Origin of the sequence: Maribacter caenipelagi (assembly GCF_004364175.1) — a bacterium.
In the GTDB taxonomy this organism is placed as follows: Bacteria; Bacteroidota; Bacteroidia; order Flavobacteriales; family Flavobacteriaceae; genus Maribacter; species Maribacter caenipelagi.
This window is the reverse complement of sequence record NZ_SNZW01000015.1, coordinates 234,052-254,181: the sequence shown is the minus strand read 5'-3', so window position 1 is coordinate 254,181 and position 20,130 is coordinate 234,052. Positions and strand designations below refer to the sequence as shown.

The window sequence follows — 20,130 nt, the reverse complement described above, 5'->3', positions numbered from 1 at the left end:
CAAATAGCGATATAAAAGCCAATGCAAATAGTGTATGTGTTTTTCTCATTTTTTATGTATTCAAATATTTGTATTAAATTTTATTGATCTATCCAGTATTTATGTGCCCACGCAATCCAAGTACTCCAGTTAGGTCCTGTGCTATGCCCGCCCGCATGTTGCCTAAAAGCTATTTCACCATCGGTCAATGCATTTCCCATAGTAGGATAGGTGTTTGTGGAAAGTCCATTCTTATCCAATAATTTATAAACAGGCCCGGCTTTCACTCCTGCTAGGAACATTCCTTTACCATCCACCCAATTTCCTTCGATATGCGGAGACCCTACACTTATAAAAACAGGTCTAGGCGCACATAATGCGATAAGTTCATGGGCATCAACGGGCAAGTCATTTACCGTGAGTGTGCTAGCGTATTTAATGAAATTACCTGCAAACCAATGATACTCTCCACTAGAAGCCAAATTTTCTAACATCTCACCAAAATTCCTTCGTAACAAGGATGCGCCTCCAGCCCCTGAGCTACCAATGAAGCCCAAGGAAAACCTTGGGTCAAAGGCCATGGTAACCAAGGCCGCCTTACCATAGCGAGAAGTTCCTTCAATACCAATTTTTGAGGCATCGATTTTTGGATTAGTTTCATAGTAGTCCATGGCTCTTTCTGCTCCCCATGCCCAAGCACGGAGCACTCCCCAATCTTCTGGACTCCTATGTTCTCCTTTATTGATCAGACCTATTATCCCTGAGTTTAACCCCGCACCGTTATCCGCTTGAATAGATGAAGGTACCAATATGGCATAGCCCCATTTTTGTGAGATCAGTTGTTGTTTCCATAAAGGTTCATAGGAGGACATAAAATAACTGTTGGGCTCTGCAGGCGGAGGACCAAAAGGCGATTTGATAAAGCCAAAACGGGTAACCAAAGGCACCGCTTCTTTTGTGTCTTTCGGGAGGCCTATTAATAACTCTATGTTGACTTCGATATTTGGGAAGTAGGAATTGTCTACCTTGCCCATTAATAAGGTTTCCGTAACCGGATACGGACCGGCAGTAGTATCTTTTTCAGACATGACAGTCCAACTTACATGAGGAATATTATAGGGTACACGACCGTACATCGCCTTTTCAAATTGTGCTACTATTTCTGGTCTTCTGATATCCCACCAAGTTTGTTCTGTTAAAACTTGAGTACCATTCGAAGTAATTAATGGGTCTGGAAGGGAATAGGAACCAACTTTGTTCTCGTCTGTATTTGCCGAATTAGCATCCGAAGGATTACCGGAAGGTCCAGGACGATTAGGAATGGTGATACCCAATTGCTCCTTCATTTGTGCAAAGTCTTGTTGGGTGTATTTGGCTATACTGTCCCTTGACATCGTATTGTTTTGAGCACTTGATAGAGAAGCGCTCAAAAAAATAAAAAAGTAAAGTAGTTTTTTCATATTTATTGATTTACCCAATTTTTTCCTTCAGCGCTCCTTCGCCATTCAAAATAGTTGTTTAACACATTTAAGGAAGCCTCACTAGGCACCGGACCTACATGTGGTTTTTGTTGAAAATACATCACTTCAGGTTTTTTTTCAGTAAATGCAGGCCATTTTGGAAGGTTGTCTCCGTTTGGATTACCGAATTTGGTAAAATTTGTCCAATAGGTACCCATTGCTTCGGAAATAGCACGGTCGGATGCTGACAGATTAGGATTATTTTGTTCTAGATTTTGGAAAACGTAGGCTACTTCCTGACCGTGTGGCGAACCATACCCAAATTGTTCTGAATCTTTGGGATACTCCTGATGCTGATCGAAGTAGTAGTAATACACTTTTGAATTTCCTTTCTGAGATTGTAATCTGGCCCAACTCCAGGTATGCCAGCCAAAAGCGGCATCACGGGCCAAATCCCTAGCAGTTTTAGGAACGGAATTTTCACCAACGGGATAAGCCTCCAACAAATCTCTAGAAAACTGGCCGTATCTGTTTTCAACGTTTGCTATAAATTCTTCTGGAGTTTTTTCACGTGAGAAACTAGCGCCTTCATCGGAATTATAACCGATGAGGACTGGTACATCATTAAATTTTCCATGCTCATATAATTTATACTGATCATCGGGAATCACATGGCCGTCGATAATGGGCCAAGCGCCTCCCATGCCCATGCCCATAGGAAGTTCGTCTATTGGAGTGTTTCTCAGATTTTGTATCGAATTTGCCCCTACCTTTTCGGCATAGTCCAAGCCTTCTTGTTCTGCAGTGCCTAAAGTTTTCATATTTTCTCCAGGGAATGTTACGGGTCTGGATGGACCGAAAGAGCCACCACTTTGGGAAATGGCACCTTGAAACAATCCTTTAGCCAAAGGGGAGGCACATAACATACTCACCGAAATACCTCCGGCAGATTCTCCGAAAATGGTAACCTGATTGGGGTCGCCTCCGAAGGCGGCAATGTTGTCCTTGACCCATTGTAAACCCGCAATTTGGTCTAGAATACCGTAGTTGCCAGAAATTTTATCTGGATTTTCAGCACTTAATTCAGGATGTGCCAAAAAGCCTATTTGGCCTACGCGATAGGCAATACTGACCAAGACTACTCCTTTTTTGGCAAGAGCCGCCCCATCGTAAACAGGTTCAGATGTAGCACCAAAGCTAAAACCACCACCATAAATCCATACGAGCACGGGAAATCTTTCTTCGGGAGAGGTTGCAGGGGTCCAAACATTCAGGTACAGACAGTCTTCGCTCTTTCCATTTTGGTCGTTCCCTTGAATGGGAACAGGGCCAAATTCGCTTGTTTGCTTAACGCCTTCCCACGGTTTTACGGGTTGAGGGGCTTTCCATCGTAAATCGCCTACGGGAGGTGCTGCAAAAGGAATTCCCTTAAAAATGGTTAGGCTATCTTCTACACTTCCCTGAACGATACCATCGTCAATTTTGACTTGACCTAGAGTTGCTTCCGGCTCTTGCTTACAGGAAACAAAAGAAATTATGAACATTGCAAAGATTGATAGTATACTATATTTCATAACTGATGATTTTGTTTAGTTGTTTAAGCCTTTCCAAAGGTTGGGTAGAAACCTATAGTACAATAGATGGCGCCAAGTAGACCAATCATGACCTCCATTTCCGCCCACATAGTTTTCATGTTCTATATCGTGATTTTTTAAACCATCGACCAGACCTTGAACCCTTGCGTTAAAAAAACCTTCCGCTTCTTTTGTTCCTTGTCCCACAAATAAATAATCTATACTATTATTTACATTGGGTGTGTTCAAAAATGCTTTTAAAGATGTTTCCGGATCAGTATCACCGGCGCTCAGAATTCCAAAATTGGCAAAAAGGTCAAGTGACCTAAAACCAATGAACATACTATGACGCCCTCCCATAGACAATCCTGAGATAGCCCTTCCATTTGGGCTTTCTATCGTGCTGTAATTTTCATCAATTACAGGAATAACATGATTTCTTAGTTCTCTTTCAAAAATATCAAATGTGAGCTCTGCATGTTCTGGGTGATTTCGGTGAACCACCTGATTGTTGGGTATGGCAATAATCATTGGCTTTGCCTTACCCTCTGTCAAAAGATTATCCATAATAAAGTTTGCTCTTCCGTCAAAAATCCAGTTTGATGGTAGTTCGCCACTACCCCCAACTAAGTAAAGTACCGGATATTTTGTTGTAGGGTCATAACCGGGAGGAGTATAAACATACAGTTCCCGTTCGCCATTGGTAACATCCGAATGATAAATATGTCGGGTGACATTCCCATGGGGTACATTTTTAGCATCATAATATGCTGGACCGTCTCCATGTACGATTAATTGGCTATAGGGAGGCATGGCCGTAAAAGCGGCCTGTGTGTTGTTCGGATCGGCCATTTGAACGTCGTCTACCCTTAAATGATATGCATACATATTAGGCGGAAGTGGCCCAATGGTCAATGTCCAAAGTCCTTCGTCCCCTTTGCTAAAAGGGATCGGCTCTCTTCCTTTACCCAGGGCAGTGTTAATCGCCCCTGGATTTAATTCCACTTTTTGAGCCTCCGGAGCAATAATTCGGAAAGTAACGGTCTGGTCATCATGCACCTCAGGGGAATTTACTCTTGCACTAAAAGGTATTAACCCTTCCGTGTCCTTTTGAGGGTTATAGTCAAGATTGACATTCGCTTGCTGACCAAAGCCAAGAGCTGAGGTTAACAGCAGAGTCGAGGTGAAAATTTGTAAATAAAAATTCTTAATAATCATAGTAGTGTTTTAAAGTTTCATCGTTTGCTTCAATTTTTAAAAATAAGCTGGGCAAATTCATATAGACTTCTACGCCATGTCAACCACTCGTGGGCCGTCTTGGGTGATTCATAAAATGTATATGCAATACCTTGTTGGTCAAGCATGTTTTTGAAGGCGCCAATAGACCCTGGAAAGGGATTAGGTTCTTTGGTGCCCATACTCAAAAAGAAAACATCCATTTTTTCATCAAGCGACGCACCCTCATCAAACACCCCATTCAAGAAAGTGGCGGTGTCTATAGCATCACTGCTGGGGTAGTTGGAAGTACCACTGAAACCTCCGTAAGAAGCAAAGGCATCCAAGTTGTTCATACAGATACGCATAGTTTGGTTAGCTCCCATGGAAAGTCCGGCGATAGCCCTTTGCGTACTGTCCGGTTTGGTTCTGAATTCAGCATCGATCATGGGAATGATTTCGGTCATCATTACTTCCTCAAAAGAGGAGGCAGGTCTGCCACCGGACTGACTTTTCTCTAGTTCATCCGGTCTGTAGGCATAACCGTTATCCATCACGATAATCATCGGTTCCGCTTTTTTATCGGCTAACAGATTATCCAAAATCAGATTGGTATGCCCCTGGGAGGCCCATCCCGTTTCATCCTCAAAACTGCCATGTTGTAAATAGAGCACAGGATAACGTTTGTTTGTTTCTTTATGGTAGTTGGGCGGGGTATAGACAAAACAACGCCTCCAAGCCTTGGTAATCTCCGAGAAATAGATTTTCTCTGAAACCAAACCATGCGGTACGTCTTTAAGGGCATAAATTTCTTTATCGCTGGCTGGTATTTCGATGCCGCTTCCCCATCTACCAGCGCCATAATAATACTTGGTGCCTGGGTCTGGAACGGATGCACCGTCGATGTTTAATTGGTAATAATGAAAGCCTTCATCTTGTGGAGCAGATTCCCCCGTCCACATTCCATTTGCATCCTTGGTCATTTCATATTTAACCCCTCCAATATCCAAACGAACATCTATGGCATTGGGAGCCAAAATCTGAGCCCTTATTTTTCCTTCCGAATTGACCTTCGGAAATTCTTTTCCGGGTTGATTGGTCACTGATGGCTGATACCCTTCACTTCTTTTAGATTGGGCAAAACTGTATCCATATCCAAATAATGTGATGAACGCCAGCGTAAAAATGCTTTTTTTCATGTTTTCTTGGAATTGAGCATTTTACTTGGTAAACAACTTAGGAGCCATTTCTTTCAAACTGCGTCGCCAGGTTTGAAATTCATGGGCTGTTCCTTCAGAAATATAAGAAGCTACTGGAAAACCAGCCTCTTTTAATTTTTCAGTAGCCGCTTTAATAGCCTCTGGACGTTCCTTACTACCACAGCTTAGAAATATAAGTTTAACATCTACTTTGTCCACATCTTCAGGAGCATAGGTGCCGCCGCTCAACAAGCCGTAATAAGAGAATACATCAGGTTTGTTCAGGGTAATCATTTTGGTTTCCATACCACCCATTGACAGACCTGCCATTGCTCTATGGGATGCTTCGGCTACCGTACGGAAATTTTTATCTACATAAGGAATAAGTTCATCTACCATTACGGTTTGAAAAGGGGTAATGTCAAAATTCCGTAGTCCCCCAAACTTTATTTCGTTTGTCATTCCGTAGGTCATTACAATGATAAAAGGTTCTATGGTGCCTTCGGCAATAAGATTGTCCATAATTAAATTAGCGTGACCTTGGTTGCTCCATGCGGTTTCATCTTCGCCCCAACCATGTTGCAGGTATAATACTGGATAATTTTTGTTTTGGTTTTGAGCATATCCAGGTGGTGTATAAACAAATGCGCGACGGGAAGTATTTGAACTTGGTGATGGAAATAAAATCTGTTCAACCTTACCGTGAGGAACATCCTTTAACGCATAGAAATCTTGGTCATGGGCAGGAATTTCTATACCGCTTTCCCAGCGTACGGAACCGTAATAGTTCTTGGCTCCTGGGTCGTTAAAAGTACCGCCATCTACATTTATGTGGTAGTAATGAAAACCCTCGTCCATAGGCCCTTCAGTAGTGCCGGTCCAAAAGCCGTCTTCACCTTTTTCCAATTTGGTGCCACCTCGGCCACCCAAGCCTAAACTTACCCTTACGCTATCCGCAGCAGGTGCCTCGATTTTAAAACGGGCATAGCCTTGGGAGTTTACCTGTGGATATTCCTTGCCCGGTTGGTTTTTCGTAGAAGGTTTAAAATCCTCTTTTACTGCTTGACCCAATGCAATAGTCGTACCTAGGCACAAAAATGATAATAATGCAATTTTATAGTGTCTCATGATTTTTAGTTTTTAAATAATAAGGGTGCGAATTCATATAAACTTCTTCTCCAGCTTTGCCATTCGTGGGCCGTATTTGGAGAAACATAGAAGTGGGTGTCCAAACCTTTTTCAGCTAATGCTTGTGTATTGGCCTTGGGATCACCACCAAAACCAGACCTTCTGTTCTCCAATTCAGAACTACCATAACTAATGAACAAGGTTTTTATCTCATCTTTAAAGGCAGGGAACTTTTCAATATCCTCCGGACTTATGCTACCACCGCTGAACATACCCACATACGAAAAGACTTCTGGATGTGCCAAAGTGACTATGCGCGTTTGCATCCCTCCCATAGAAAGACCTGCCATGGCTCTATGATTGGCATCAGGTATGGTTCTAAACTTCGCATCCACCATGGGAATAATATCGTTTAGCAAGGTGTTCATAAAATTACCTGCCCAGCCTTCTGGAGGCCATGTCCCTTTAGATCGGTCTGCTGAAGGCGAGTTTTCGGGCATTCGCCATGTTCCATTGTCCATTACAATAATGAAAGGTTCTGATTTGCCTTCTGCAATTAAGTTATCCATAATGAGGTTGGCATGACCTTGGCTAGACCATCCGGTTTCGTTTTCGCCACCACCGTGCTGTAAATAAAGCACAGGATATCTTTTTTCAAGGTTCTCCTGATATCCCGGTGGGGTATAGATAAAACAACGACGCAAGGCATCATTGGTCTTGGAGTAGTAAATATTTTCCCTGACCTCACCATGAGGTAAATTTTTTAGGGAGTAAAATTCATCATCCTTTGCAGGTATTTCAATACCAGAACCCCAACGGCTTGCACCATAAAAATAAAGACTCCCGGGGTCTGGTACGGAAGCTCCATCAATATTCAATTGGTAATAATGAAATCCTACATCCTGTGGGGCCGATTCACCCGTCCAAACACCATTTTCATCTTTTACCAAATCGTATTTTACAGCCCCAATATCCAATTGGACCTTATTGGCCTCTGGAGCGGAAATCTGTACACGGACCCTCCCTTCAGAATTTACTTGGGGATATTCTTTTTCAGATTGGTTGACCGAAGAAGGTTTAAAATCTTCTATGACTTTGTTGGACTGCTGGCCAAATCCTAAAGGAATATTGCCTGCAAAAGCAACTGCGAGTACTAGTAGCTTTATTTGTTGTTTCATAAGTGTTGTTATTATTAAGGTTGCTAATTCATTTCTGTCAATTCATTTTTTATTCGGAAATAATCGAAATCTACAAAGCCACCCGTTTGGGCAGTAGCGTAGTTAAAGAGTCCAAAACGATAGCCCATAAAGTGGGGTAGGGTATAGGACATTTTCAAAGTGATTCCTATACTACTCCAATTTTTACCGTCCAAACTGAAATAGAATTGGGCCTCATCTTTTTTATTTGTAAAATCGCAAGTCGCTTTTAAATAAATCCTTTTCTGAGTTAACGGAATCGATTCTTGTATTAAAGGCTGGTCATCTTTAGTGTTGACCATGACAATACTTTTTTTACCATTTTCAAATTTTACACCGACTAAGCCATAATTTCTTTGTAGCAATGACAGACCGGCAAAATCACCTTCCTTCATTTGCGAAATATCCAGGGCCGTAGTACCTGCACATACAGGTCCGATTGTTCTTTGCGTTAACGTGTTTCTCGCTTGAACGAAAGTGGAATCTATTCGCCCAGTCATTAATCGTAAATAACCTTTCCTGTCTTTTAGAGACCAAAAATTATCTACCGGATTGTGGTTCCATTGCCAAACCAATGGAAGTTTAGAATCATTTTTTTTACGTTCAAATTCATCGGATGCCACGATATTAGGAATCAATCCTACGCTTGGTGGTAAATTCAAGGTGTCAGGTACTTTCCCATCTACGCCTAATATGGGCCAACCATCTTTCCACTTGACGGGAACTATGTATGGAATACGTCCCACAGATCCATAATCCCTAAATAGATAGGAAAACCATTTACCATCAGGGGTGTCTATCAATCCGCCTTGGGCAACTCCTTTATCCTGTAAGGCAAGTCTACCTTCCCATGGCCCGTTTATATTGTCCGCGCGATGGATTAATACGGTACGCATGCCGCCTTTAGGCCACGTAATATTGAAGAGATAGTATTTTCCGTTGATTTTAAAGAGTTGCGAACCCTCTGCGCCCAACATAATATTGTCACCGGCCGGTGCACTGGCATTTTCAATCAATACGCGCTCCGTTCCTTTTTTTACACCGGAGAAGTCGTTTTCAAGTTCGGCAATCATCAATTTTCCGGCACCCCATATCATGTAGACCTTTTCATCATCATCAAAATGTACTGTGAGGTCATGATAAGAAGGTTCAAAAGTGGTTTCTTTCCATGGACCGTTTTCTATATCCTTGGTAGAAAAGACATAAGTTTTTCCGGTAGTGGCAGCAAACGTGAACACATAAAATGTTCCATTATGGTAACGTATACAGCTTGCCCACGAACCTCTTCCATAGGCATTCTTGCCGTTTTCTAAATTGAGGTCGTCCACTTCACCGAGTCGGTCATAGGCATAGTTCACCAATTCCCAATTGACCAAGTCTTTGGATTTAATGATAGGAACCCCGGGACTCAAATGCATGGTGGTACTGCTCATATAATATGTGTCTCCTATACGCACCATGGATGCATCCGGAACATCCGCAAACAAAATGGGGTTCTGTGCGTTTTGCTCTTGGGCATGAACGGAAAACTGAAGCATCAGTAAAACGAGCAAAAAAGTATGGTTGTAAAATCGGTTCATGCTTACTTCTTCATTATAAAGGTGTACGTTCTTCCTTTTTCGGTTTCCAAATCGTATAGAAACGTGTTTTCCAATTCAAGATTTTCCAAGGTGGCCTCCTTGGAAATTATGGGTACCGCCGTTTCGGGTACATACAAGAGTGGATTCGGATTTTCACCTTCCGCATTTTTTAATGTTCCTGTTCCAACAAGTTCTATGGCATTTGGAACACGAAGTCTCAAGTTTCCTCCCAAATTCGATTTTACCGTGGCGACCAACAAATTTTTATCCTTCCATTCCATACTGACCAGTTCAAAATCCCCTCTGGCTTTTAATCCCCCCACATAACCTTTGGAGAGGGCATCGGGTACGGCAGGAAGTAAATGAACCGCTCCATCTGTGCTTTGAAGGAGCATTTCTGCAATACCGGAAGTGCACCCAAAATTACCATCGATTTGAAAAGGTGGGTGTGCGTCAAAAAGGTTGTTATAAGTTCCGCCACCTCCTTGATTAATACCAACCGGAGTCAATTGATCTGTAATCAATTTATAGGCGTGATTGCCATCCTGCATTTTTGCCCACCAGTTTACTTTCCATCCCATGCTCCATCCTGTGGATACATCGCCACGTTGTAGTAAAGTATTCTTAGAGGCAGCGAATAATTTTGGAGTTCGATAGGGTGATATCTGGTTGGAAGGGAAAAGTCCATACAAATGCGAAATATGTCGATGATGATCTTTGGGCGAATCTACATCATCCAACCATTCCTGTAATTGGTTGTGCTTGCCCACTTGCATAGGGGGTAATTTCCCCAGTAGAGTCTTAAGGGAATTTGCAAAAGCAGCATCTTTTCCTAAAATTTCGGATGCTTTAATAGCCGTATTGAAAACATCAAAAACCAACTGATTGTCCATGGTGGAACCAGCTGTAATCGATGACCCTTGATGCTTTTCTGGTGCGTTTTCCGGGGAGTTTCCAGGAGCGACGACCAAATAAGGATAGTTTGGATGTTGCACCAAAAAATCGGCATAAAACTCCGCGACACCTTTTAAAGTCGGATAAATCGATTGTAAAAATGATGTGTCGCCGGTATATAGATAATGCTCCCAAAGGTGCTGACTGGTCCATGCGCCACCTCCGTTCCAGATGCCCCAAAATGCACCGTCAATGGCTCCGGTTGTTCGCCATATATCGGTATTGTGATGAGCCATCCAACCTTTTGCACCGTACATAACTTTTGCGGTTTCCTTACCCGTTTCCGAAAGCTCTTGCACCATTGTCAAAAAGGGTTCGTGCAATTCCGAGAGGTTGGTACGTTCCGCAGGCCAATAGTTCATTTCCGCGTTGATATTGATGGTGTACTTGCTATCCCACGCAGGTTTCATACTTTGGTTCCAAATCCCCTGAAGGTTGGCCGGCTGTCCGCCTGGTTGCGAAGAGGAGATTAGGAGATATCGTCCATATTGAAAATAGAGGGCTAAGAAAGAAGGATCTTTCGTGTTTCTAAAATTAGCCAAACGTTCATCCGTGGGTGATTTTACAGCATCGGTTGAACCAAAATCCAAAACGACCCGATTGAATAGGGGTTGGTATTTTTTAATATGGTCGGCTTTTAATTGCTCATAGTCTTTGTCGAAAGCAGCATCCAAATAATCCTTCGCTCGTTGCATTTCATCCCCGCCTAAATCATTATACGAATTAAAATTAGTGGCAATCGAAACTATTAGAATAGCCGAATCAGCCTTATCAACAGTAATGGTAGAATCGGTTTTAGTAATTGAGCCTTTAACGGTTTTCAATCGCATTAGAGCATTGAATTCAACCTTACCTTCTACACCCTCATGGTCGCTTGTTTTTCCCCAAAGTGAAAGTTGAGCATCTTCTTGTGTTTCTATTTTTGGGTCAAGATGTGGTGATGTAAAGTTCGCCGTAAACGAAGTTTTGCCCGGTTGGTCGGCTGAAAGTTTAATGACCAAAACCCGGTCGGCCAAAGAGACAAAGGCTTCCCGAGTATAGGTGACGCCATTTATGATATAGGAGGTTTTACTCGTTGCATTACTAATGTCCAAATCCCTATGGTAGTTCTCGAAATTTTCGTGCTTGGGAAAATTGAGTTCTAGATTTCCAACAGGCTGAAACATTTGTCCTTGGGACTTTTTGGACATTATTTTTTCGTTCGCCAATTGCTCGGCTGCTTTGTATTCACCATCAAAAATGAGTTGCCGAACTTTAGGGAGGGCGTCTAAAGCATTCGGGTTATTGTTCCTATTGGGGCTGCCACTCCAAACCGTATGCTCATTAAGTTGAAAAACCTCATTGAATACATTGCCATAAACCATGGCTCCAATGCGACCATTCCCTATGGGCAGTGCATTTTCCCAGGTTTCGCCAGATGGTTCATCGTACCATAGTTTTAAATCAATGGAGTTTTGACTATAGATTATAGTTGTTAACAAAAACATGGTTAGAAAAAATGACTTTTCCATCTATAAAAAGGATAATTAACAATTAAGTGTTGAATATACACATAATCAAATATTTAATTTATATTTTAAGAAACTTTTTTGATTATTTTGAAAAAAGTTCCTTTTAGGTGTTTAAATCCTTAGTAATAAGCACAAATTTCTGAATCTTTGTCAGAAAGTGATATTAATAGGTTAATCGGCTATGATTTTAAAACCTTGATGAAGATAGAGGGCTTGCAATAGTTCAATAATCTTATAAAAATCTCATAATATAATAGCGATTGATGAAATATATAATATGTGCGGAACCACATAACTTTAAATTATTGGAAAAGGATATGCCGCTAAAAAAAGAGAGGGGAAGCATTACTTTAGGTGCGCCGAGTTGGTATTTGTGGAACGGAAGTAAACGATGAACCGTTGAATTATATTAAAAATGAATTCGGTGTCGCCCACGCTATAAATGTGATGTGTCAACCAAAGGAAAAAATAGCAAAAATCACTGGAGGAGATATGGCTACAGCAGTTTTTGATGCCACAGGAAACCGCAAGGCATTGGAGTCGGGAATCGGTTATATGTCACATGGTGGAAAATATATTTTGGTGGATTTGTCTATTGGTGAATTAACTTATAGCCATCCACAGATTCATGCCAAGGGGACAACCGTTTTGTGTAGTAGAAATGCTACGATGGAAATTTTTCAATTAGTCATCTAACATATAAAAGAATTTCCAACTAAATCATTTATTACGCACAAAATTCATTTTTCAGAAATAATAGAAAATTTTGATTCATGGTTGCTTTCAGAAACCGGAGTAGTAAAGGCCATGGTAAATTTTGATTAAAGTAATTAGTAATGATTATAGATTCACATCAACATTTTTGGCGATATGAAAAAGGAGAAACACTCTTGGATCGATGACGAATTGTCTGAAATCAGAAAAGACTTTTTACCGAATGATTTAGAACCAATTTATAAAAAAAATTTGTACATGGTTGTATAGCCGTACAAGCGGACCAAAATATAAAGGAAAATGATTTTTTACTGGAACAAGCTAAGAATCATGACTTTGTAAAAGGAATTGTTGTTTCGGTAGATTTGCGAAGTAATCGATTAAATGAGGATTTGGAATATTACACAATCTATCCTTTGATGAAATGATATCGGCATGTAGCTCAAGGGGAATCGGACCCCTTATTTTTACTTAGAATGGAATTTTTGAGAGGAATAGGCGAATTGCAAAAAAAAGTGGGCTTATTTATGAAAATCTTATGGTACCGCATCAGCTTCCAGTAGTGTTGGAATTTGTAAAGAGGTTTCCGAATATCACATTTGTACTCGGTCACATCGTCAAACCTTCTATTAAGGATGGCTATTTTTCATCTTGGGCCTTATTAATTAAAGAATTGGGAAAGATTTAAAATGTATCTTTTAAGCTATCTGGGTTGATTAATGAAGCAGATTACAAGGCATGGACTCAACAAGAGATTATAGCTTGTATTGATGTAGTTTTAGAATCTTTTGGCCCGAAGCGAATCCTTTATGGTTCAGATTGCCCCGTATGTTTGATGGTTGGAAATTACGGTAAAGTCTTGCAACCGGCTAAAGAATTTCTGAAGAAATTTTCTAAGGAGGACGAGCAACATTTTTTTTTTTTTTAAATGAACAAAGAATTTATGGTTTTAAACTAAATGTTGAATGAACTTGAATTTGACGAATTAGGTAGTGGTGAACGGTGTGGCTGAACTGGAAGGAAGTATTGGGAATTAGATCGTCTTGGTCCTGGCAAAAGAAGGAGCTATTCCTTTATTAATAGATTGCAATAAACATGGTTTAGATTATGGAAAACAACTTCAAGAAATTCATAAGTAGGCACTTAATTAGATTCTATATTTAAGAATAGAATATTTTTCTCATATTATTTCTGGCTAAGTACTTATAATTATATATGGTTTTAAATTTCAAACAATAAATTGCATTGCGAAATTTGTCGGCTAGACAAAAGGAAATTAAGTTCTTTACGATTTTCAACACTAAATAAGTAATCTTTATTATGGAGGAAAACTATTTTATATTTAAAATCTCGGATAGCTTCTGCTATTAAGTTCAGATATTTTAATTGGATATTTTGAATTGTAATTAAAAATTAAATCTTAATAATTAAATTTTAACTCAAAGTTTAAAACTAAAACCATCTTCCACCTTACTATTATACTTTTCTTCATCAAACTGAAAAAGATAGGCACCTTTTTTTGAAGAGCTCATGTCCTTTTCGTCGAGTTTAATTAGAATATCCAAGGAATTAAATTTATTGATAAAATTTCGTTTGTCCAGTTTTTTCTCTAAGATAGCTTCGTATAATTTCTGTAACTGGCGCATTGTAAATTTTGTAGGAAGAAGTTCAAAACCAATAGGTTTGCTCAACGCTTTTCTTTGTAAACGTGCCAAACTTCTTTCAACCATTCTATTATGATCAAATATTAAATTAGGAGCGTCTTTAAGATTAAACCATTTTGAAGATTCACGTTTTAATAAACTACTATCGTGATTTTTAATGTCAATTAGTGCATAATAGGCAACGGACAATGCTCTATCTGCAGGATCGCGATCCACCTTACTAAAAGTGTAAAGTTGCTCCATATAGATGTCATTTAACCCTGTTAGATGATGTAATACTCGAATTGCGGCTTCATCAAGATTTTCCTCTTTTTTAAGAAAACCTCCTATAAGAGACCATTTTCCCTTTTCGGGTTCAAAGTCACGTTGAATAAGTAAAATTTTTAATTCTTCTTTATCAAAACCAAATATTATACAGTCTACAGCTAATAATACTTTGTCTTCGTTACTATAATTACTTAGTGTCATTTGGATGAGAAATCAATAAAGTGAACAATCTACTTATTTTATTAGATTTTTCAGTATTGATAAAAATATTTTTTAAAGTGTTTAAAACACACTTTTTTTAATTATTATTGTTTTTTATTTCAAGTATAAAGTTTTCGAGCGAATTCATATAATTATATAAATTGATTCAGCTTACAAATATTTAATTGACATTTTTAAAAATTATTTTGATTTATTTCAATAATACTAATATCTTTTTTTATGTGTAGAAAAATCTTACTATCAATTTTAACGGTGATTATTTGCTCTTATTCTCAAATATCCACATGTCAAGAAATTACGACTATCAAGCTTGATGCTTCAGACAACGCGCCAACTATCAGTAAACACATCTATGGTCATTTTGCAGAGCATTTAGGACGTTGTATATATGAAGGCTTTTATGTTGGGGATTCTAGCGCTATTCCAAATTCTGCTGGTGTACGTCTTGATATTATAGATGCCCTAAAAGAATTACAGATTCCAAATCTGAGATGGCCTGGAGGTTGTTTTGCCGATACTTATCATTGGATGGATGGTATTGGTGACTTGGATAAAAGACCGACCATAGTCAACACTTGGTGGGGTGGGGTTACCGAGGATAATAGTTTTGGTACTCATAATTTCTTAAATCTTTGCGAAGAGCTAGGGGCCGAACCATATTTATCTGGAAATGTTGGTAGTGGAGGTGTTCAAGAATTAGCAGATTGGGTCCAGTACACCAATTTTAAAGGAAAAAGTCCTATGTCCGATTTAAGACGCGAAAACGGTCGTGAAGAGCCTTGGGGAGTAAAGTATTGGGGCATAGGTAATGAAGCTTGGGGTTGTGGTGGTAATATGCGCCCGGAATACTATGCAGATATCTATAAAAAATATGTAACATTTATGTCCGATGCCGATGTAGAAGGTGGTATTTACAAAATTGCTTCAGGCGCTAGTAACGATGATTACAATTGGACAGAAGTTTTGATGAAAAATATTCCGAAAAATATGTTGCAAGGCGTTGCACTTCATCATTATTCGGTAATTGATTGGGATGCAAAAGGTCCGGATGTGAATTTTAATGAGGACACCTATTTCAAAACTATGAAAGAGTCTTGGTTAATGGAGGAGCTTATCGTTAAGCATACGGCAATTATGGACAAGTATGATAAGAATATGGAAGTTGACCTTATCGTTGATGAATGGGGTGGTTGGTATGAAGTATCGGAAGGTACAAATCCTGGATTTTTGTATCAGCAAAATACAATGCGTGATGCCATGATTGCAGGAATGAACTTGAATATTTTCAACAATCATGCAGACCGAGTAAAAATGGCGAATTTGGCTCAAGCGGTAAATGTTTTACAGGCAGTTATTCTTACGGATAAGGAAAAAATGATTTTAACGCCTACCTATCATGTGATGAATATGTACAAAGTTCATCAAGATGCCACGTTAATCCCATTATCTTTTGATTCGCCTATGTATGCGTATAATAAGGAATCCCTACCTGCATTAACGGTTTCTGCTTCCAAAGATGCAAACGATAAAGTCCATATTTCCTTCACCAATATCGATACAAAAAATGGTACTCCAGTTTCCATTGATTTGAACGAGCTGGGACTAAAGAATATGACAGGGTCGCTATTGAGTTCTGAAAATTTACAAGACCATAATTCCTTTGAAAATCCAAATAAGATAGAGCCTAAAAATTTCAAGGATTTTAAGTTTAAGAAAGGAATGTTAGAAGTCACCATTCCTCCTTTTTCAGTATTGGTTTTAGAAGGAATTAAGTAAAAAACTCTAAAATGAAACGAGCGATTCCCATAGTTGTTCTTGCAACTTCTGTAATAAGTTTTTTTGGCTTCAAGCAGGATGTTACAGCGGAAGATGCAGAAAATGCTTCCTCTGAATCTACAATTGGTTATGAAATTTCGCCTGTTAATATTCAAAATGTTCAACTTACCGATGATTTTTGGTTGCCAATAATTAAACGTGTTCAGGATAAAACAATAGTTTATGCCATAAAGAAATGTAAGGAAGAGGGAAGGTTTGATAATTTTTTAATTGCGGGTGGTAAAATGGATGGTAAAGTAAGAGGTGTTATGCCTTTTGACGATTCCGATGTGTTTAAGGTTATAGAAGGCGCCTCTAATTCCTTGATAAGTTCACCTAATCCTCCTTTAGAGAAATTACTGGATTCTTTAATAGGTATTGTCGAGGTAGGGCAAGAGCCAGATGGTTACTTAACTACCTGGCGAACTATAAATCCAGCAGAACCGCCTGCGGAGTGGGTTGCCGTTAAAGAAGGTAAACGCTGGGAGTCACTAGCTACAAGCCATGAACTATATAATGCAGGTCATATGTATGAGGCCGCTATAGTACATTACAAAGCCACGGGTAACCGGAACTTTTTGGATATCGCTTTAAAGAATGCGGATTTAATGGTGGATACATTTGGTGACGAGGAAGGTAAAATAGCAATAGTGCCGGGTCATCAAATAATTGAAACCGGATTGATTAAATTATACGAAGTTACCGGAAAAGATGCATATTTGGATTTAGCCAAATATTTTTTGGATAATCGCGGTAACCCTGATAACCATGAACTTTTTGGGGAGTATTCTCAGGATCATGTTCCCGTTGTGCAACAGGATGAAGTAGTAGGTCATGCCGTAAGGGCAGTTTATATGTACGCTGCCATGACCGATATTGCCACTTTAAAAGATGATTCCGCTTACCACGAGGCCATTGATGATTTATGGGACAATATGGTAGATAAGAAAATGTACATTACCGGTGGTATTGGTGCCACCCATGAAAATGAAGCCTTTGGGGAGAATTACCAGCTACCTAATTTAACCGCTTACAATGAAACTTGTGCGGCAATTGGCAATGTCTATTGGAACCAAAGACTGTTCAATATGACAGGTGACGTTAAATATTATGATGTAATCGAAAGAACGCTTTACAATGGTTTGATTTCTGGCCTGTCTTTAAGTGGTACAGAATTTTTCTACCCAAATCCTTTGGAATCCGATGGTAAATATGAGTTTAACCAAGGGTCTGTAACCAGAAAATCATGGTTTGATTGTTCTTGCTGTCCTACAAATGTTGTTCGGTTTATCCCTGCATTACCAGGACTAATTTATGCTAAAAATGACAGCGATGTGTATGTGAATTTATATGCCTCCAATAATGCCGTTATCGATTTGCCAAATAACAAAATCGATATTTCGCAAAAGACTGCTTATCCTTGGGATGGAACTGTCAATGTGGACATCAACTCGGATAAAGGAACAGATTATAATTTAAAATTGCGTATTCCGGGTTGGGCCCATAATAAAGTGCTACCGGGTGGACTTTACAATTATGTAAATCCGCCATCGGAGAATGTGGCGGTTTATATTGACGGAGAAAAAGAGGTTATTAATTCCTTAGATGGATACATTACATTATCTGGAGAAAAAGTGAATGGAAAAAATATCGAACTCAAATTCCCAATGGAAGTACGTATGGTAGAAACATCGGATAAAGTTGTGGAGAATCAAGGCAAACTTGCAATGGAATACGGACCATTGGTATATGCGGTTGAAGAAATCGATAATAAAACAGATATTAATGATTTCACCCTTTATAAATCCAATGATTTTGAAGTGCAAATGGAGGAAGAACTATTAGAAGGGGTAAATACGATAACAAGCGGAGATTTTAAAGCGATACCCTATTACGCATGGTCTAATAGAGGTCCGGGTAAGATGAAGGTGTGGTTAGATAGTTCGTTGAAATAATCAAATAGAATTAGGTTAAATTGAAAAATAATTACGTTATAGGATTGGATTATGGTTCGGATTCCGTTAGGGCCGTACTGATAGATTCAGAAAATGGAAAGGAAGTAGCCTCTGAAGTGCACTGGTACCAAAGATGGAAAAAGGGTATGTATTGCGACCCTTCCAGCAATCGGTTCAGACAACATCCTTTGGATCATATCGAAGGATTGGAAAGAACCATATCTGTAGTGGTTTCAAAAGGTAAAATAGAGCCATCGGCCATTAAGGCAATATGTATCGACACGACCGGTTCTTCACCGGTGCCGATAGCAAAAGATGGAACACCGTTGGCCATGGTAGATGGTTTTGAAGATAACCCCAATGCCATGATGGTGTTGTGGAAGGATCATACAGCCATTACCGAAGCCGAAAAAATAAACGAACTGGCAGCTACTTGGGGGGGGGTAGATTATACCAAATTTGTTGGGGGCATCTACTCGTCCGAATGGTTCTGGGCAAAGATTGCCCATGTGGTGGAAGAGGATAAAGCAGTGCTAAAAGAGGCGTATACGTGGATGGAGCATTGTGACCTCATGACCTATTTAATTATAGATAACAAGGATTTAAAGACCTTTAAGCGCAGTCGATGTGCTGCAGGGCACAAAGCCATGTGGCATGAGAGTTGGGGCGGCCTGCCATCAAAGGAATTCCTTGGATTGTTGCATCCTTACGCTGCGGAATTGCGAGACCGATTGTATGACGAAACTTATACTTCCGATGAGGTAGCGGGAAACCTTAGTCAAGAATGGGCGCAGAAATTGGGATTGACCACCGATACCGTAGTTGCCGTGGGCACTTTTGACGCCCATTCCGGTGCCGTTGGTGCCAGAATAGATGAGAATGCTTTGGTAAGGGTTATGGGTACTAGTACCTGTGATATTATCGTGGCCAAAGAAACGGAGTTAGACGGTAAGACCATAAAAGGAATATGTGGTCAAGTAGATGGTTCCGTCATCCCCGGATTTGTAGGGTTGGAAGCTGGTCAGTCCGCATTTGGAGACCTTTTGGCCTGGTTCAAGGACGTCCTTTCCTGGCCTGTGGATAATTTGGTGATGACCTCGGATATTCTTTCAGACCAACAAAAAGAGGATTTGAGAAAGCAAATAGAAAGCGATTTTATCCTGAGATTATCAGATGCAGCAGAGTCCATTCCCTTGTCAGAGAGTATACCAACAGCCTTGGATTGGATTAACGGACGAAGGACCCCCGATGCCGACCAGAATTTGAAAAGTGCAATCGCAAGTTTATCGCTGGGCTCAAAAGCACCACATATTTTCAAGGCATTGATAAATGCCATATGTTTCGGTTCTAAGAAAATAGCCGAAAGATTTCAAGAAGAGGGTGTTAAAATAGAGTCAGTAGTGGGTATTGGTGGCGTTGCTAGAAAATCACCTTTTATTATGCAAACGTTGGCCAATGTAATGAACATGCCCATTAAGGTAGCGGAATCTGACCAAGCCCCTGCATTGGGAGCTGCTATTTATGCGGCGGTGGCAGCAGGTATATACCCCAACGTTAGTGAAGCGAGTAAGAAAATGGGAAGTAACTACGAAGCTGAATACCAACCACAGCCCGAGGCTGTAAAAGAGTATGAAAAGCTGATAGCGTCCTACGAAAGCCTTGGACAATTTATGGAAAGCACATTAAAAAAATAAAGA

General features: G+C 39.9%; 14 protein-coding genes. 5 read left to right on the top strand and 9 right to left on the bottom strand.

The window, feature by feature from the left end; all coding sequences use genetic code 11:
- Positions 1-80: 80 nt before the first annotated feature.
- The 8 genes from DFQ03_RS11635 to DFQ03_RS11600 form a co-directional block, all read right to left on the bottom strand.
- Positions 81-1,439: a glucuronyl esterase domain-containing protein gene (locus tag DFQ03_RS11635; protein WP_133673354.1), complete on the bottom strand. Its 1,359-nt coding sequence runs from the start codon at positions 1,437-1,439 to the stop codon at positions 81-83.
- 2 nt (positions 1,440-1,441) lie between these two features.
- Positions 1,442-3,013, bottom strand: a complete 1,572-nt coding sequence (locus tag DFQ03_RS11630; RefSeq protein WP_133673353.1) for a carboxylesterase/lipase family protein — start codon at positions 3,011-3,013, stop codon at positions 1,442-1,444.
- A 15-nt stretch (positions 3,014-3,028) separates the two neighbouring features.
- Entirely contained in the window at positions 3,029-4,072 is a 1,044-nt protein-coding gene (locus DFQ03_RS11625; protein WP_208295913.1) for an esterase, read from the bottom strand.
- 188 nt (positions 4,073-4,260) lie between these two features.
- Positions 4,261-5,427 carry an alpha/beta hydrolase gene (locus tag DFQ03_RS11620; RefSeq protein WP_133673351.1) on the bottom strand — a complete coding sequence of 389 codons (1,167 nt, stop codon included), beginning with the start codon at positions 5,425-5,427 and terminating at the stop codon, positions 4,261-4,263.
- Positions 5,428-5,448: 21 nt separating this feature from the next.
- Complete coding sequence (locus DFQ03_RS11615) at positions 5,449-6,555, bottom strand: alpha/beta hydrolase-fold protein (RefSeq protein ID WP_133673350.1); 1,107 nt, start codon at positions 6,553-6,555, stop codon at positions 5,449-5,451.
- Between the two features lie 5 nt (positions 6,556-6,560).
- Positions 6,561-7,733: an alpha/beta hydrolase gene (locus DFQ03_RS11610; RefSeq protein ID WP_133673349.1), complete on the bottom strand. Its 1,173-nt coding sequence runs from the start codon at positions 7,731-7,733 to the stop codon at positions 6,561-6,563.
- Positions 7,734-7,756: 23 nt separating this feature from the next.
- Positions 7,757-9,331, bottom strand: coding sequence for a glycoside hydrolase family 43 protein (locus DFQ03_RS11605; protein WP_133673348.1), 1,575 nt, complete (start codon positions 9,329-9,331; stop codon positions 7,757-7,759).
- Positions 9,332-9,333: 2 nt separating this feature from the next.
- The gene (locus DFQ03_RS11600; protein WP_133673347.1) at positions 9,334-11,796 is read right to left on the bottom strand and encodes a glycosyl hydrolase family 95 catalytic domain-containing protein; all 2,463 of its coding nucleotides are present in this window, start codon (positions 11,794-11,796) and stop codon (positions 9,334-9,336) included.
- 354 nt (positions 11,797-12,150) lie between these two features.
- Between DFQ03_RS11600 and DFQ03_RS19085 the strand changes: the two genes are divergently transcribed.
- Positions 12,151-12,492, top strand: a complete 342-nt coding sequence (locus tag DFQ03_RS19085) for a zinc-binding dehydrogenase (RefSeq protein WP_262711562.1) — start codon at positions 12,151-12,153, stop codon at positions 12,490-12,492.
- Between the two features lie 730 nt (positions 12,493-13,222).
- Complete coding sequence (locus tag DFQ03_RS19080; RefSeq protein ID WP_243834486.1) at positions 13,223-13,438, top strand: amidohydrolase; 216 nt, start codon at positions 13,223-13,225, stop codon at positions 13,436-13,438.
- A 511-nt stretch (positions 13,439-13,949) separates the two neighbouring features.
- Here the strand turns inward: DFQ03_RS19080 and DFQ03_RS11585 are convergent.
- A complete protein-coding gene (locus tag DFQ03_RS11585) occupies positions 13,950-14,642 on the bottom strand; it encodes an NUDIX hydrolase (RefSeq protein WP_133673346.1) in 693 nt (230 codons plus the stop codon).
- 240 nt (positions 14,643-14,882) lie between these two features.
- Between DFQ03_RS11585 and DFQ03_RS11580 the strand changes: the two genes are divergently transcribed.
- Genes DFQ03_RS11580 through DFQ03_RS11570 form a run of 3 tightly spaced genes read left to right on the top strand, consistent with a single transcriptional unit; the run spans position 14,883 to position 20,127 of the window.
- Positions 14,883-16,439 carry an alpha-N-arabinofuranosidase gene (locus DFQ03_RS11580; RefSeq protein ID WP_133673345.1) on the top strand — a complete coding sequence of 519 codons (1,557 nt, stop codon included), beginning with the start codon at positions 14,883-14,885 and terminating at the stop codon, positions 16,437-16,439.
- Positions 16,440-16,450: 11 nt separating this feature from the next.
- Positions 16,451-18,433, top strand: a complete 1,983-nt coding sequence (locus DFQ03_RS11575; protein WP_133673344.1) for a glycoside hydrolase family 127 protein — start codon at positions 16,451-16,453, stop codon at positions 18,431-18,433.
- 20 nt (positions 18,434-18,453) lie between these two features.
- Complete coding sequence (locus DFQ03_RS11570) at positions 18,454-20,127, top strand: ribulokinase (RefSeq protein ID WP_133673343.1); 1,674 nt, start codon at positions 18,454-18,456, stop codon at positions 20,125-20,127.
- Positions 20,128-20,130 lie beyond the last annotated feature (3 nt).

Excerpts from the sequence above, each read along its gene's own strand:
- DFQ03_RS11635 (WP_133673354.1), bottom strand. The coding sequence starts at position 1,439 with ATGAAAAAACTACTTTACTTTTTTATTTTTTTGAGCGCTTCTCTATCA.
- DFQ03_RS11630 (WP_133673353.1), bottom strand. The coding sequence starts at position 3,013 with ATGAAATATAGTATACTATCAATCTTTGCAATGTTCATAATTTCTTTT.
- DFQ03_RS11620 (WP_133673351.1), bottom strand. The coding sequence starts at position 5,427 with ATGAAAAAAAGCATTTTTACGCTGGCGTTCATCACATTATTTGGATAT.
- DFQ03_RS11615 (WP_133673350.1), bottom strand. The coding sequence starts at position 6,555 with ATGAGACACTATAAAATTGCATTATTATCATTTTTGTGCCTAGGTACG.
- DFQ03_RS11610 (WP_133673349.1), bottom strand. The coding sequence starts at position 7,733 with ATGAAACAACAAATAAAGCTACTAGTACTCGCAGTTGCTTTTGCAGGC.
- DFQ03_RS11605 (WP_133673348.1), bottom strand. The coding sequence starts at position 9,331 with ATGAACCGATTTTACAACCATACTTTTTTGCTCGTTTTACTGATGCTT.
- DFQ03_RS11600 (WP_133673347.1), bottom strand. The coding sequence starts at position 11,796 with ATGGAAAAGTCATTTTTTCTAACCATGTTTTTGTTAACAACTATAATC.
- DFQ03_RS11585 (WP_133673346.1), bottom strand. The coding sequence starts at position 14,642 with ATGACACTAAGTAATTATAGTAACGAAGACAAAGTATTATTAGCTGTA.
- DFQ03_RS11580 (WP_133673345.1), top strand. The coding sequence starts at position 14,883 with ATGTGTAGAAAAATCTTACTATCAATTTTAACGGTGATTATTTGCTCT.
- DFQ03_RS11575 (WP_133673344.1), top strand. The coding sequence starts at position 16,451 with ATGAAACGAGCGATTCCCATAGTTGTTCTTGCAACTTCTGTAATAAGT.